Source organism: Streptomyces sp. NPDC047525 (assembly GCF_040643025.1).
In the GTDB taxonomy this organism is placed as follows: Bacteria; Actinomycetota; Actinomycetes; order Streptomycetales; family Streptomycetaceae; genus Streptomyces; species Streptomyces durmitorensis.
The window spans coordinates 60,283-73,447 of sequence record NZ_JBEYTL010000018.1 but is presented as its reverse complement, the minus strand read 5'-3'; the positions used below and the strand labels follow the sequence as shown (position 1 = coordinate 73,447).

The 13,165-nt window shown below is 69.3% G+C and carries 14 protein-coding genes; 5 read left to right on the top strand and 9 right to left on the bottom strand.

Annotation, left to right across the window (positions count from 1 at the left end):
* Window positions 1-15: 15 nt before the first annotated feature.
* Entirely contained in the window at window positions 16-924 is a 909-nt protein-coding gene (locus tag ABZ833_RS36765; RefSeq protein WP_361056405.1) for a zinc-binding dehydrogenase, read from the bottom strand.
* 638 nt (window positions 925-1,562) lie between these two features.
* Between ABZ833_RS36765 and ABZ833_RS36760 the strand changes: the two genes are divergently transcribed.
* The gene (locus ABZ833_RS36760) at window positions 1,563-2,009 is read left to right on the top strand and encodes a hypothetical protein (RefSeq protein WP_361056402.1); all 447 of its coding nucleotides are present in this window, start codon (window positions 1,563-1,565) and stop codon (window positions 2,007-2,009) included.
* 125 nt (window positions 2,010-2,134) lie between these two features.
* Here the strand turns inward: ABZ833_RS36760 and ABZ833_RS36755 are convergent, their stop codons facing one another.
* Together ABZ833_RS36755 and ABZ833_RS36750 are read right to left on the bottom strand one after the other, a co-directional pair.
* Complete coding sequence (locus ABZ833_RS36755) at window positions 2,135-2,473, bottom strand: thioredoxin family protein (RefSeq protein WP_361056399.1); 339 nt, start codon at window positions 2,471-2,473, stop codon at window positions 2,135-2,137.
* A 335-nt stretch (window positions 2,474-2,808) separates the two neighbouring features.
* Window positions 2,809-3,948 (bottom strand): helix-turn-helix domain-containing protein, encoded by a 1,140-nt coding sequence (locus ABZ833_RS36750; protein ID WP_361056396.1) that lies wholly within the window; start codon window positions 3,946-3,948, stop codon window positions 2,809-2,811.
* 87 nt (window positions 3,949-4,035) lie between these two features.
* Between ABZ833_RS36750 and ABZ833_RS36745 the strand changes: the two genes are divergently transcribed.
* Both ABZ833_RS36745 and ABZ833_RS36740 read left to right on the top strand, forming a co-directional pair.
* Window positions 4,036-5,091, top strand: coding sequence for a ferredoxin reductase (locus ABZ833_RS36745; protein WP_361056393.1), 1,056 nt, complete (start codon window positions 4,036-4,038; stop codon window positions 5,089-5,091).
* A 7-nt stretch (window positions 5,092-5,098) separates the two neighbouring features.
* Window positions 5,099-6,217, top strand: a complete 1,119-nt coding sequence (locus tag ABZ833_RS36740; protein WP_361056390.1) for an acyl-CoA desaturase — start codon at window positions 5,099-5,101, stop codon at window positions 6,215-6,217.
* A 227-nt stretch (window positions 6,218-6,444) separates the two neighbouring features.
* On the opposite strand, the gene ABZ833_RS36735 is transcribed toward ABZ833_RS36740, so the two are convergent.
* From ABZ833_RS36735 to ABZ833_RS36725, 3 genes are all read right to left on the bottom strand, one after another.
* Window positions 6,445-7,731, bottom strand: coding sequence for an alpha/beta fold hydrolase (locus ABZ833_RS36735; protein ID WP_361056387.1), 1,287 nt, complete (start codon window positions 7,729-7,731; stop codon window positions 6,445-6,447).
* Window positions 7,732-7,796: 65 nt separating this feature from the next.
* Window positions 7,797-8,588 (bottom strand): PIG-L deacetylase family protein, encoded by a 792-nt coding sequence (locus ABZ833_RS36730; protein ID WP_361056384.1) that lies wholly within the window; start codon window positions 8,586-8,588, stop codon window positions 7,797-7,799.
* 288 nt (window positions 8,589-8,876) lie between these two features.
* Window positions 8,877-9,668 (bottom strand): SDR family NAD(P)-dependent oxidoreductase, encoded by a 792-nt coding sequence (locus tag ABZ833_RS36725; protein WP_361056381.1) that lies wholly within the window; start codon window positions 9,666-9,668, stop codon window positions 8,877-8,879.
* A gap of 72 nt (window positions 9,669-9,740) precedes the next feature.
* On the opposite strand from ABZ833_RS36725, the gene ABZ833_RS36720 reads away from it, so the two are divergent.
* Window positions 9,741-10,196, top strand: coding sequence for a MarR family transcriptional regulator (locus tag ABZ833_RS36720; protein ID WP_361056378.1), 456 nt, complete (start codon window positions 9,741-9,743; stop codon window positions 10,194-10,196).
* 205 nt (window positions 10,197-10,401) lie between these two features.
* Here the strand turns inward: ABZ833_RS36720 and ABZ833_RS36715 are convergent, their stop codons facing one another.
* The 3 genes from ABZ833_RS36715 to ABZ833_RS36705 form a co-directional block, all read right to left on the bottom strand.
* Complete coding sequence (locus tag ABZ833_RS36715; RefSeq protein ID WP_361056375.1) at window positions 10,402-11,388, bottom strand: aldo/keto reductase; 987 nt, start codon at window positions 11,386-11,388, stop codon at window positions 10,402-10,404.
* Window positions 11,389-11,468: 80 nt separating this feature from the next.
* Window positions 11,469-11,639, bottom strand: coding sequence for a cupin domain-containing protein (locus tag ABZ833_RS36710; protein ID WP_361056372.1), 171 nt, complete (start codon window positions 11,637-11,639; stop codon window positions 11,469-11,471).
* Window positions 11,640-11,713: 74 nt separating this feature from the next.
* Window positions 11,714-12,034, bottom strand: a complete 321-nt coding sequence (locus ABZ833_RS36705) for a carboxymuconolactone decarboxylase family protein (protein WP_361056369.1) — start codon at window positions 12,032-12,034, stop codon at window positions 11,714-11,716.
* A gap of 220 nt (window positions 12,035-12,254) precedes the next feature.
* On the opposite strand from ABZ833_RS36705, the gene ABZ833_RS36700 reads away from it, so the two are divergent.
* Entirely contained in the window at window positions 12,255-13,127 is an 873-nt protein-coding gene (locus tag ABZ833_RS36700; RefSeq protein WP_361056366.1) for a helix-turn-helix transcriptional regulator, read from the top strand.
* Window positions 13,128-13,165: the final 38 nt, after the last annotated feature.

Sequence of the window (13,165 nt, the reverse complement as noted above, 5' to 3'; positions counted from 1 at the left end):
TCTCCTCGACGGGCGTCAGACCACGTCGAGAACGATCTTTCCGTGCACCTTCCGCTCGAACAGTGCCCGGACGGCGTCGTCCACGTCCTGCCAGCTGCCTCGCAGTCCGACCGGTGCCGAGAGCCTCCCGGCGGCCATGAGGCCCAGCAGGTCCGTCAACTCCCCGCTGGTAGGCGTCATGTCGCCGTAGGTGGCGATGCTGCGGGGTTCACCGAAACCGAACAAGGCCCCCGACGCAAACGTGGTGTCCTGCCCCGAGGAGTAACCGACCACGTGGATGGTGCCGCCCTCGGCGAGGGAACTCCACGCCTGGGCCGTCAGCGGCCCACCGACCGTATCCAGGACGAGGTCGAAGCGGTACTCGGTCCCGGCCAGGTCGGTCAGGACCCTGTCGGCCCCGAGTCCGCGGAGGCCGGCGGCCCGCTCCGGCGAACCCACCAGTGCCGTCACCCGAGCGCCCGCCAGCGCCGCCAACTGAACGGCGAAGTGCCCCACGCCCCCGCTGGCGCCGGTGACCAGCACGTCGCGCGCCAGCAGGGAGCGCTTGCGCAGCACCCGCAGCGCGGTGACTCCCGCGATCCCCAGCGCGGCACCGTCGGCCAGATCCACGCCCTCGGGGACGGTGCCGAGCGAGGCGGGGCTGACCGCCACCCGCTCCGCCCACGCGTGGGAAGTCATCCCCAGGGCGACGCGCGTACCTTCTGGCGGCCCCGACCCATCGGATGCGGCGCGCACCACGACGCCGGCCGCGTCGTGACCGTGCACGGCGCCGGCTGGCCACTGGCGCACGTAATTCAACTCACCGAAGTTGAGACCGATGTGCCCTATCTCGACCAACGCCTCGTCGCTGGACGGCACGGGCTCATCGACATCGGCGAACCGGACGGGTCCGGCCTCGCCGTGATCGACCACAAGGGCGCGCATGGGTGTGTTTCCTTCGCTCGTGAATACGCCTGAACACTCGGCGCGGCAGAAGCAGCAGTGCGTGAATGCCGCACTGCCGCCTTCTTGGAACCCTTTCGCAGGACCAGCACAGCGACCAGCCCCGTGAGAACCGATCAGTTGACGATCTGTAGCAGTGCGACTCGCGTGCGGCGTCGCGCTCTGCACGCACACGGTGGATGACGCTGTGACGGGACGCCCACACCCCGAGTCAGCGACTGACCGACACGTTGACTACGGAGGGCTGCTCATCCCTTGGTTCGCCGTTCGTCAACGGCACCCCGAGATCGGCGTCCCTGCTGGAATGGGTCAAGGCCATGACCAGCAAGCAGGTCCACGACCGTGTTCCCGCGACCGGCGAGGAGGTTTTCGACCTGGATCGCATGCTTCCCGAGCAGAGCGCCTGACCTCCGTCAGACCGCCGAGGCGGCGCTGGCCGATGTCCATGGCCCCCTCAGCGGCCAGCCCCCGTTCCAGTCGGCCGGCATCATCCGCAATCCGCACACCGACGGTGGCAGCAAGGACGGCGAGCGGGCCCCCGGGCGCCTCGCGAAACCGGCAGCAGGTGAGCGTCATTCCCAGCTTGTGGCGCAGTGCCATCGGTTGGGATCATCCCCCGCATGTTCGAGTTGCTCCCCGGAGCCGGTCTCCGGCTCCCCGGCCGTGCCGGCACCCTGCGCTTCGGCACGGACGAGCAAACTGCCCGGTGGGCCCTCGCCACTGTCGCGGACGTTCGCGATGGTTGGGTCTGCGGCGCCCGTTGGGCCTTCAGCGCGCACTACCAGGGCCTGACCATCGACGCGCACGGCGACACCACCGACCCCCGCGGCCGCCACCCAGACACCCCCGGCCTGGCCGACATCAGTCTCACCCGCCACCCCTTCACGCACACCGGGCCGTCGGCCTGCCCTGTTGTCCTGCGCGGCATCGACCTCTTCGGCTACCCGGCCACCGAGGTTTCCGATGCCCTCGGCGAGGGCCTGCCCCCCACGCTCCGGATCAGCGGCAACGGCCTCTACTTCACCGCCGTGTCGGTCCACGCCGAACCCGCACCCGCCGAAAGCTGATCACGACGGCGGGCCGGACCGACGAAACCGAGCACAACGCCAACCTGCCCCCCTCTTCCCGCTGAGCTGCGTCAACACCCCTTCCAGATGTGACGGGCGTCGCGGCCACGTGCCGCAGCGGCTGCTCAGAGGTGACCGTCCAGGAGTTTCCGTACCTCGTCGATGGTCGTAGGCCCCGTGCCCTGCGCCACCGCCTCTCCCTCCTTCAGCAGGACGTAGGACGGGGCTGCGGTGATCCCGTATCGCTCGGTTGCGGCCGGACAACGCGTGATGTCGGCGCGGACGACCGTCAGGCGGCCCGTGTAGTCGTCGGCGATGCCACCCACGACGAGGTCCATCACCCGGCAGGGCTCGATCGCCTTGGGCCACGTCCCGGTGAAGTAGGCGAGGACCGGGACTCCGCTCATCCCGAGAATGAAATTGAACTCCGCGTCCTCACGGGGTCGGTGAACCCGCTTCGCCATTCCAGCTCCTGACCTCACGTTGCCTCATTCCATCCCCATCATCCCTCGCGCGGTTTGGCAGGCCGGCCCGGTCGGTCGTCCGGTTGACCTGCCGGTAGCAAGGCACGGGGCACCCAGCTGCATCCCGCCGCGCATCCGCGGGTCCTCTCGTGCCAGGACATTGCCCCCCACGACGGCATGGAAGCTGTTTTCAGGGCATGGCGGCCCAGATCGCTGACCAGATCCACGACGAGCGCGTCGACATGAGCCAGCTGATGGGACCGAGAACGAGGCGCGATCCCTGGACCGCTCGCGGACGCGGTCGTGGACGCGGTCGTGGACGGTCGAAGTACGCGTCAGCTGGCCCCGAGACCGACCGCCAGCGTCAGTTCAAGGACCCGGTGCGGCGATGCGAGATCCGGAAACAGCTCCCGCAGCTGCGACATCCGGTACCGAACTGTCTGGGGATGGACGAACAACGCCGTCGCCACCTCCTCCCGTCTGCCCTGGTGCAGCAGCCACGCCCGCAAGGTCTCCTCCAGCCGCCGTGCGGTCGCGGCAGGCAAGGTCTGCAACGGTGCGAGGGCTCGGGCACGCAGGTCGGCGAACGCGTCCGCGTCGGCGCTCAGCACCAGCTCGGGCAGGTGGTCCTCGGTGTCGCGAATATCGGAGGAGAGAGAGCGCGCTCGTACGGCTCGTGCGTACGAGGCGGACGCACGGGTCCATGGCCGGGCCGGGCCGACCACGGCGGTGCGGTCGGTCAGCTGCCGCACGAGACGTGACCGGTCGGCATCGGGGACGAGCAGCACACCGGTGGCGTCCGGCAGATCGTCGAGGATGAGGGTGCTCGGGTCGAGCGCACGGTAGGCAGGACGGGCCTGGGCGGCGGGCAGCAGGACCGCGGTCAGCGAAACCGGAGGCTGCCACCCGGCCCGTTGAACAGAGGCCAGCAGCGCGTCCGGGCTCGCGCCGGCGAGGAGGTCGCGGGCCAGCTGTTCCAGGTGGCGCTCGTGGGCCCTGCCCCGGGCGGCCAGTTCGTCGGCGTGGCCCGCCGCGCTCGCGGCGGAGAGCTCGTCGATGTAGGCGAAGGTCAGCTCGGCGAACTTGGCGACCTCGGCGGCGGGCAGACCTGCGGGGACGGCACCCGCTGCCAGGCATCGCCAGGCCACGCGGGCGCCGACGCGGTAGGCGCTGAGCAGGGCGTCCATCGAACGGCCGTCGCGCACCTCGCCGCGGCCCAGCTCGTAGGCCGCATCCCCGGCGTCGCCGCCTGTGGCGTTACCGCTCGCGAGGTCCAGGTAGTGCCCCAGAGCGGTGCGGACGGCTCGGCGGATGGTGCCGCCCATGCGGCCCGAAAGGGCGTTGGCGTAGGAAGGGACCTCGTCGATGATCGCCTGGACAACCTCGTCGGCGGTGGTCTTCAGCACGGCCCGAAGTGCGGTGACCGTCGTCTCATTCAGGGCCAGCTCGCTGGCCCTCCGGATTGCATGGCTCACGTTTTTGTTCCCTGTGAACAATTCTGTCGACCAGATTTACGTCCTGTGGTCAGGACTTTACGCCTTGAGGCGCACCAAGCTGGGGTCATGACGAGTACAGCCCTCCGCAGCAGGGCGTGGAAACTGCTGGAGATGGTCACGACGCCGCTGCTGCCGTCGGACTACCTCGACCTGGTCAGCCCGCTGCGTGCGGGCGCTGACCTGCGTGGGCGCATCGAGGCCGTGCACCCCGAGACGGGTGACGCCGCGACTGTCGTGATCAGGCCGGGACGGGGCTGGCGCGGCCACACAGCCGGTCAGTACGTGCGGATCGGAGTCGACATCGACGGGGTGCGCCTGTGGCGTGCCTACTCCCTCACCTCGCCGACAAACCGCCGGGACGGCCGCGTCACGATCACCGTGAAGGCGATCCCGGACGGCAAGGTCAGCAACCACCTGGTCCGCAGGGCGAAACCGGGCACGCTGATCCAGCTCGACCAGCCGACCGGTGATTTCGTGCTGCCGCAGGCCAAGCCCGCCAAGGTGCTCTACCTGACGGCCGGCAGCGGCATCACGCCCGTGATGGGCATGCTGCGCGACATCGCGTTCGACGACGTCGTCATGATCCACTGTGCGCCACAGCCGCAAGATGTGATCTTCCGCAACGAACTGCACGGCCTGGTCGCGGACAAGAAGCTGCGTCTCACCGAGGTGCACACCGACACGGACGGCATGCTCGACATCGCCCGTCTCGACGAACTCGTGCCCGACTGGACCGAGCGCGAGACCTGGGCTTGCGGGCCCGCGGGCCTGCTCGACGCCGCCGAAGAGCACTGGAGTGAGCACGGCGTACAAGAGCGCCTGCACACCGAGCGCTTCCGCCCCAGCATCGTCGTCGCCGGCGACGGCGGCGAGGTCACGTTCAGCACCACCGGCAAGACCGTCGACGCGGACGGCGCCACGCCGTTGCTGGACATCGGCGAGGAGGCCGGCGTGCTCATGCCCTCCGGGTGCCGCATGGGCATCTGCTTCGGCTGCGTCACGCCGCTCAAGGCGGGCGCCGTCCGTGACCTGCGCACCGGCGAGATCACCGAGGCCGAGCCGGGCGTCCTCATCCAGACCTGCGTGTCCGCCGCGGCGGGCCCCTGCGACATCGAACGGTAGGAGCACCTTGACCGCCATCGACCCCACCGCCCACCTGACCGCGAAGCAGATCGAGGAGCTGGGCCGCGAGCTGGACGCGATCCGTGACGAGGTGATCGCCGAACGTGGCGAGAAAGACGCCGCCTACATCCGTAAGGTCATCTCGGCGCAGCGCAAGCTCGAGCTGGTCAGCCGGGGCGTGCTGCTGTTCTCGATCTTCCCGCCCGCCTGGCTGATCGGCACCGCCGGGCTGTCCGTGGCGAAGATCATGGACAACATGGAGATCGGCCACAACATCCTGCACGGCCAGTGGGACTGGATGCGGGACCCGAAGATCCACTCCACCACCTGGGAGTGGGATCACGTCTCGCCGTCCGAGCAGTGGAAGCACTCGCACAACGAGCTGCACCACACGTACACCAACGTGATCGGCAAGGACAACGACCTCGGCTACGGCATCATGCGCGTCGACGAGGACCAGAAGTGGCACCCGTTCCACCTCGGCCAGCCGTTGTGGAACTTCATCAACGCCTGCTTCTTCGAGTACGGCATCGCAGCGTACGACCTGGAGCTCGGCAAGAACCTGGACAAGCGCCGCCGCAAGAACCCGGAGTTCCGCGCGCGGGCCAAGGCCGTGGGCCGCAAGATCCGCAAGCAGGTGCTCAAGGACTACGTGATCCACCCGCTCCTTTCGGGCCCGTCGTTCCTCCCCACGCTCGGCGCCACGTTCACCGCGAACCTGGTGCGCAACCTCTGGACCCACTCGGTGATCATGTGCGGGCACTTCCCCGAGGGCGTTCAGGTCTTCGAGCGCCGGTCGATCAAGGGTGAGACGCGCGGCCAGTGGTACCTGCGCCAGATGATGGGCTCGGCGAACATCAGCGGCAGCAAGGCCATGCACTTCATGACCGGCAACCTGTCGCACCAGATCGAGCACCACCTGTTCCCGGACCTGCCGAGCAACCGGTACGCCGAGGTCGCGGTGAAGGTGCGCGCGCTGTTCGAGAAGTACGAGCTGGAGTACGTCACCGGCCCGCTGCCCAAGCAGGTGTTCTCCGCGTGGCACAAGGTCTTCCGGCTCTCGCTGCCGAACAAGAAGCCCAAGGTCAAAACGCCGGACCGCGAGCAGGAGCTCGTCGCTGCCTGATTCCCGGTATGGGTTCGGATCTCTCGGCCTACCGGCGGCAGCGCCGGGTTCGGTGGGATCCGTTGCGGACGGTGGGCGACCGCGACGTCAGACCGTACGACACGGGATCCGGGGCGGCCGGTGTCCGGCTGCGCTGCGCTGCGCCTGGAGCTCAGCACATAACCCCAGGTCCCTCGGGCGTAGCTGCACTTCGCGGTCTGTAGCCCAGGAGCCTGTGGTCAGGTCACTCACTCTGCGGTCTCTTCGGCAAGGAACTGTTGGAGGCAACGGGCGACCTCTTCGGGTGCTTCGACCGGAGCGTGGTGGGCGACAGTCGAAAGCACGGTGAGGTGTGCGTCTTCGGCCAGGGTGGCGATCTCCTCTGACAGCACAGGCGGCATGGCGCGGTCGTCCGCACCGGCCAGGACCAGGGTGCGGGCCTGGATGGCGGGCAGCAGGTGCCGCATGTCGGAGCGTTCCAGCACGGCTGCGTCCAAGGCGCGGCGCATGGCCAGAGGGTCCTGACTGGTCATCACACGGAGTTCGGCCGCTGCGGGTTCGGGGCTGTTGCTGCGCCATTGAGCGCTCGTCACGCTGCCCTGCACCTCGCGCATCATGGTCTGCTGCGCTTCACGGGAACCGTCGGTGAGCACCGTACGGCGCTGCAGCCACAGCTCGCGCGGCTCTTCGGGCTCGGGACGTGCACTGGTGTTGAGCAGGGCCACGTTGTTCACCAGGTCAGGGCGACGCGCGGCCAGCAGCATGGCGACCATGCCGCCTTGGGAGTGGCCCACGAGCGCCAGCGGACCCCAGTTCTTCTCCTCGATCAGCAGGGCAAGGTCATCGGCGATGTCCTCGAGGGTCCAGCGCTGCGCGGTGACGGCCGAGGCGCCGTGCCCCGGCATGTCCGGCACGACGCACCGGTGCTGCGGATGGAGCGCCTCGACCTGGTGTTGGAACATGGTTCGGTCGCCGAACAGGCCGTGCAGGAACATGACGGTCGGGCCGTCGCCAGTGTCGTCGTAGCCGTAGATGGTGTCGTTCACCCGGATGCGCTGCGCGTAGGGCCGGCAAGGCTGGGAGGCGACGTCGAAGGCGTTGGCGAGAGCGAGGGAGTCTTCGAACATCTGGTAGCGGGCGATGTGCCCGTCACGGACCGTGAACCGCATCACGTAATCGCCCTGGATCACCTTGCCGGTCGGCCGTACCAGGAAGTGGAAGCGGCCGCACACGATCGCGTCCTCGCCCTGCGCCACCGTGGTGAGGACGGAGCCGCCGCGCGGTTCGGACGCGCCAGGAAAGACGTCCATCCACTGCCTCACGCGGCGCCGGCCGTGACGCAGCCCTGTGGGCGGGACCCCAGGGTCGCCGTCGACGTGCCAAACGGCCTCCTCGGCGACCAGGCTCGCGGCGGTATCGAAGTCGCCGGCCCAGAAGGCCTCGAGGAAGGACTGGACGACGGCCTCACCCGCACACCCACGACGACGCCCTTCGCGGTCGGTCGTCGGAGGTCGCGAGGCGGTCCGTCTTCGCACAGTTCGCCGCCCGGCTGGCCACCCTCCTGTCCCCCGGCGGCCGGCGCGGGCTGCGGGCGTGGAGCCTACTCGTCCCAGGGCGGCTTCCCCTCGAACGCCAGATGGTGTACGTCGAAGAGGACCGCCGCCTCGACCCCGAGCGCGGGGCCGCCCATCCGCGCCGCCCAGGTCAGGAATGGACGGGGTTCGAAGCTTTGCTCCCCCAGCCCCCTGGTGTACTCCACGTGGGCGGACAGCGAGGCGATGCCGCGTTCCAAGGGTTCTCCAGTGACGTCCACGGCGTGGGTGGGGTGCTCGGGGCCGGCCATGCACACGAGGCGGACGCCACCCCAGGGCTCGAGGCCTTCGTCGGCCAACTCCGGGAAGATCCAGCGGTTGCCCGCATCCCTCGCGGCATCCAGGGCCGCGAGGCCCACCACGCGGTGATCGGCCTGGTTGGTGACACCGGCGATCATCCGCACGGTGAACGCGCCCGTCACCACCACCTCAGGCCGGTACCGGCGCATCGCACGCACGATGTCGCGGCGCAGTTCGTAGCCGTACTCCACCACGCCGTCGCGATGGTCGAGGAACTCCACCGTGTCCACGCCGACCTCGCGGGCTCCGGCCCGCTCCTCGGCCTCGCGCAGCGGTCCGGCCTCGGTGGGGTGCAGACCGTCGATGCCCGCTTCACCGCGGGTGGCAAGCAGATACGTCACCTGCTTGCCCTGAGCGGTCCAGCGTGCGACGGCCGAGGCCGCACCGTACTCGATGTCGTCCGGATGCGCCGCCACGGCCAGACATCGCTGCCAGTCCTCCGGAAGCGGCGGCAGCGGGCCATGCGAGCCGACCCCGCCCGTTTCATCTCTCGTCGTCATGTACCGATCGTGACTCCTTCTTCTCGAATCGGCAGGGGCTCGCGCGCTTCTTCCCCGATCCGTAGAGACGCGCGTCTCTGCCGAACCTCCCGCACACACGGGGCGGCAGTCGGCGCGGGCCGACATGAAGAACTGCGTGGTCGCGGTCATGGGGAGCTTGTGCCGCACCAGATGCTTGGCGAACAAGTGTGGCCGCGGATCGGGAAGCGCCCTCGACAAACGGGTGTAGCACAGCCTTGGGAGGGCGACCCGTGGCCGGTCGGGGCAGCGCCGAGGATGCGCCCGCTTCTACGCCTGCGCGCCGCGATAGCGAGTTGCGGGCGTGGGCTTGTTGCCGCCGGTGAGCAGAGCGGACTCCGCGGCCAGCAGGGCGTCAAGGGCTGCGTCCTGGTCCTCCAGACCAGGTGTGCACACGGTTTCCCCCAGGCGCAGGCCGGCCAGGCTGGCCGATGCGACGTCCTGCGGGGTCATCGCCCAGGGGATGTCGCGGCCGGAGCCTTCGTTCCACTCCGTGGCCACGACACCGGGCAACAGCAGCTGTGTACGGATGGGCGTCTCGGCGAGCTCACCTGCGAGGGTCCGGGTGAAGGCGACGGTGGCGGCCTTCGCCGCCGCGTAGAGAGTGCGTCGTGGTGCGCGGGGATCGTTGAGGCCCCCGCTGAAGGCCAGCAGAGAGGCCACCGTGATGATCGAGCCTTCTCCGGCGGCGAGCATTCCGGGAAGCGCGGCGCGGACCAGCTGAACGGGGGCCACGGCGTTGAGGGTGAGCAGGCGGTCGATGTCGGCGGCGTCGACATCGACGAGCGGGGCGTAGCCGCCGGCGCCGGCGTTGCTGACCAGCAGGCGCACGTCCCCCGCGGCGAGGCGACCGGCGACAGCGGTGATGCCCTCGTGGGTGCCGAGATCGGCGGGCAGCACCTCCACGGCTGCGCCCCGGGCGCGGAGCTGCCCGGCGAGGTCGCCGAGCCGGTCCGCGCGGCGCGCCACCAGGACGAGGTCGTGGTCGTCCGCCAGGAGACGGGCGTATTCGGCGCCGATGCCGGAGGAAGCGCCGGTGATGAGAGCGATAGTACGAGGCATACCCTGAGCGTGCCTCAAGCGTTAGCTGGCTGTCAAACGCTTGATACTTATGAAGTGTCGTACCCTTGGCGAGTGATACGCGATGACGAGGAGCCTGTCGGGCTCGGCGCACTCGACCGGGTGACCTGGGCCTTGCGCCGCGCGGAACTGGCGGTGCAGACACTCAAGGAACAGCGGCTGCGCCCACTGGGCATGGCCGCCGCGCACTACACCCTGCTGATGTCGGTGCACAGCGAACCAGGTCTGGCCGGCGCCGAGTTGGCCCGCCGCCTCAACGTGACCCCCCAGGCCGTCGCCTCGCTGGTGGCGCGCCTGGAAGGCCGCGGGCAGTTGGAGAGGCGCGAGCATCCGCGACACCGCCACGTGCAGGAGCTGCACCTCACCGACGTCGGACGCGAAGCGCTGCGCGCCGCCGACCAGGTGATCGCCGACATAGAGCGTCACATCACCGGCGGCCTGGGACCGGACCAGAGCGCGCAGCTGCGGATGCTGCTCGACCAGGTGAGCAAGACAGTACGCAACGCCTGAGCCCGTCGGCCGGTCAAGGACACGCCCCGCGTCGGGGGCCTCGGCACGGCGCACGCCGCCTCTCCCCCGGCGGTCTCGGCGCATCGAATGCAGCGGCAGGCGAGGGTTCTGCCCGCCCGCGGCCCCGCTCGGCGCATCGCCCTTGTTCGCCGGCGAGCCCGGTCGGCCGCGTCGGTTCGGTGACGACGTGCCGGCGAGTTCCGGTTCAGCGGCCGACGAAGCCCATGTGCAAGGCGTTGTAGCGGTCGCCGTGGATGCGCAGGCGGGTCGCTACGCCGTCCAGGTCGGCGATCTCATCCGCCGACAAGGCGACCTGGCTCGCCCCGGCGTTCTCCTCCAGGCGCTGAACCCGGCGGGTGCCGGGAATCGGGACGATCCACGGGTGCTGGGCCAGGAGCCAGGCCAGGGCGATCTGTCCCGAGGTGGCGTTCTTGTTCTTGGCGAGAGTGGCGACGTGGTCGACCAGGGTCTGGTTGGCCGCCCGGTTGTCCTGGGTGAAGCGCGGGATCGAGGTGCGGATGTCGTCCTTGGCGAAGGGTGTCGTTGCATCGACCGTGCCGGTCAGGAAGCCTTTGCCGAGCGGGCTGAACGGGACGAAGCCGATGCCGAGTTCGGCCAGGGCCGGCAGGACCTCGGGCTCGGGGTCGCGGGTCCACAGGGAGTATTCGCTCTGCACGGCGGTCACCGGGTGGACCGCGTGAGCCCGGCGGATCGTGACGGCGGATGCCTCGGAGAGCCCGAAGTGGCGGACCTTGCCGGCTTGGACCAGTTCCCCTACTGCACCGGCCACTTCTTCGATGGGCACCTCGGGGTCGACGCGGTGTTGGTAGAAGAGGTCGATGGTGTCGCTGCGCAGGCGGCGCAGGGAGGCGTCGGCGACGCGCCTGATCTGCTCGGGGCGGCTGTCGAGTCCGGCGGAGGCGCCGTTCTCGATGCGCCAGCCGAACTTCGTCGCCAAAACCACCTGGTCCCGTACGGGTGCGAGGGCCTCACCGACAAGCTCTTCGTTGACGTAGGGGCCGTAGACCTCGGCAGTGTCGAAGAAGGTGATACCCGAGTCGACTGCGGAGCGCAGGACCTGGATCATGTCCTGACGGCTGCCAGGATTGGGGCCATAGCTCTGCGACATGCCCATGCATCCCAGGCCGAGCGCCGAGACCTCAAGGCCCTGACCGAGCGTGCGTGTGTGCATGGAGTGCGTCTCCTTCGTCGTTGAGGTGCTGACAGTACGGCCGGCCGAGCGTGTCGGGGAGGCCGGACTGGGTGAGCGTTTCAGCTGGCGGAGTTGATGGTGACCGTGAAATCGCCGGTGGGCGCCGCGAACCGGCTGCCGCGGGTACCGACCAGGCCGGCACCGTCAATGATGTAGAGGACCTGACCGTTGGCGTGCGAATGCCAGTTCATGCGGGCACCGGGCGTGAAGCGGACCAGTGCGGAGGCCAACCGGGCTGGCTCCTAGGGCGTCTCGTTCGGGGGCGAGGACGGCTTCGCTCGGCCCGGTGATGCGTGCGGCGGCGTCAGGCCGCGATTTCGTCGGCGATCTTCTTCAGCTGGTTGATCGCGGTCATCGCGTTGGGCCAGCCCGCGTAGAACGCCAGGTGGGTGATGGCCTCGGACAACTCCTCCACGGTCAGCCCGTTCTCCAGGGCCTTGCCCAGGTGGTAGGGCAACTGCTCGCTGCGGTACAGAGCGGCCAGCACGCTCACCGTCACCAGGCTCCGGTCCCGTGGGGAGAGCTCGCTGCGCTCCCACACATCTCCGAAGAGCACGTCGTCGGTGATCTGGACCAGCTTCGGCGCGATCGGCGCCAGCTCCTTGGGCGCGGACTGCTTCGCCATGTGATGACTCCCTGGAATAGGTCGAGTGCCTTCCGGTAGGACCACTGTCTGCGGAAGCTGCCCCACCAGCAGCCCCAGAGGGCGGCGGTTGAGCGGTTCCGCAAACGCGCAGTCCTACCGATATCGACGAAACCGCAGGTCACCAGCGCACGGAAGGCACTGTTGTTACAGGTACTGGCAGGACCCCCCAGGTCAGACCTGTCAGCCCTAGCCTGACGGTATGGACACCGCCCACGACATCCGCGAATTCCTCGCCAGCCGCCGCGCCAAGATCACCCCGCAGCAGGCCGGACTGCCCGCCTTCGGCAGCAACCGCCGCGTGCCGGGACTGCGCCGCGAGGAAGTCGCCCTGCTCGCCGGTGTCAGCATCGACTACTACGTCCGCCTCGAGCGCGGCCACCTCGCCGGCGCCTCCGAGGAGGTCCTCGACGCCCTCTGCAACGCGCTCCAGCTCGACGAGGCCGAACGTGCCCACCTCTTCGACCTGGCTGCTGCGCAGCGCAGCAGGCCCGCCCGCCGCGCCAGGAGGTCACGCACTCCCGTACCGGCCAGCATCCAGCGGGTCCTGGACTCCATGACCGACAGCCCGGCCTTCGTGCGCAACGGGCGCCTGGACATCCTGGCCATCAACCGGCTCGGCCGCGCCCTGTATGCCCCGCTGTTCACCGACGCGGCACCGCAGCCGGTCAACATCGCCCGCTTCCAGGTCCTGGACCCTGCCGGGCAGGACTTCTTCCCCGACTGGGACGCGGCCCTCAACACCACGGTCTCGTTGCTGCGCACCGAAGTCGGACGCGCCCCGCACGACTCCGACCTCACCAACCCGATCGGTGAGCTGGTCACCCGCAGCGACGCCTTCCGCCTCGTCTGGGCCAAGCACAACGTGCGCCTGCACCACACCGGCCGCAAGCCCTTCCGCCACCCCGAGGTCGGTGAGCTCACCCTGGACTTCGACGCCATGGCACTGCCCGCCCAGCCCGGGCTGACCCTCACCGCATACAGCGCCGAGCCGAACACCCGCGACCGCGACGCCCTGCGGCTGCTTTCGGCCTGGGCCGCCACCGAAGACGCACAGCACACAGAGGGTGGATGATCTCCAGTCACCTGCACCGCCGCCCTCGGGCGGGCAGT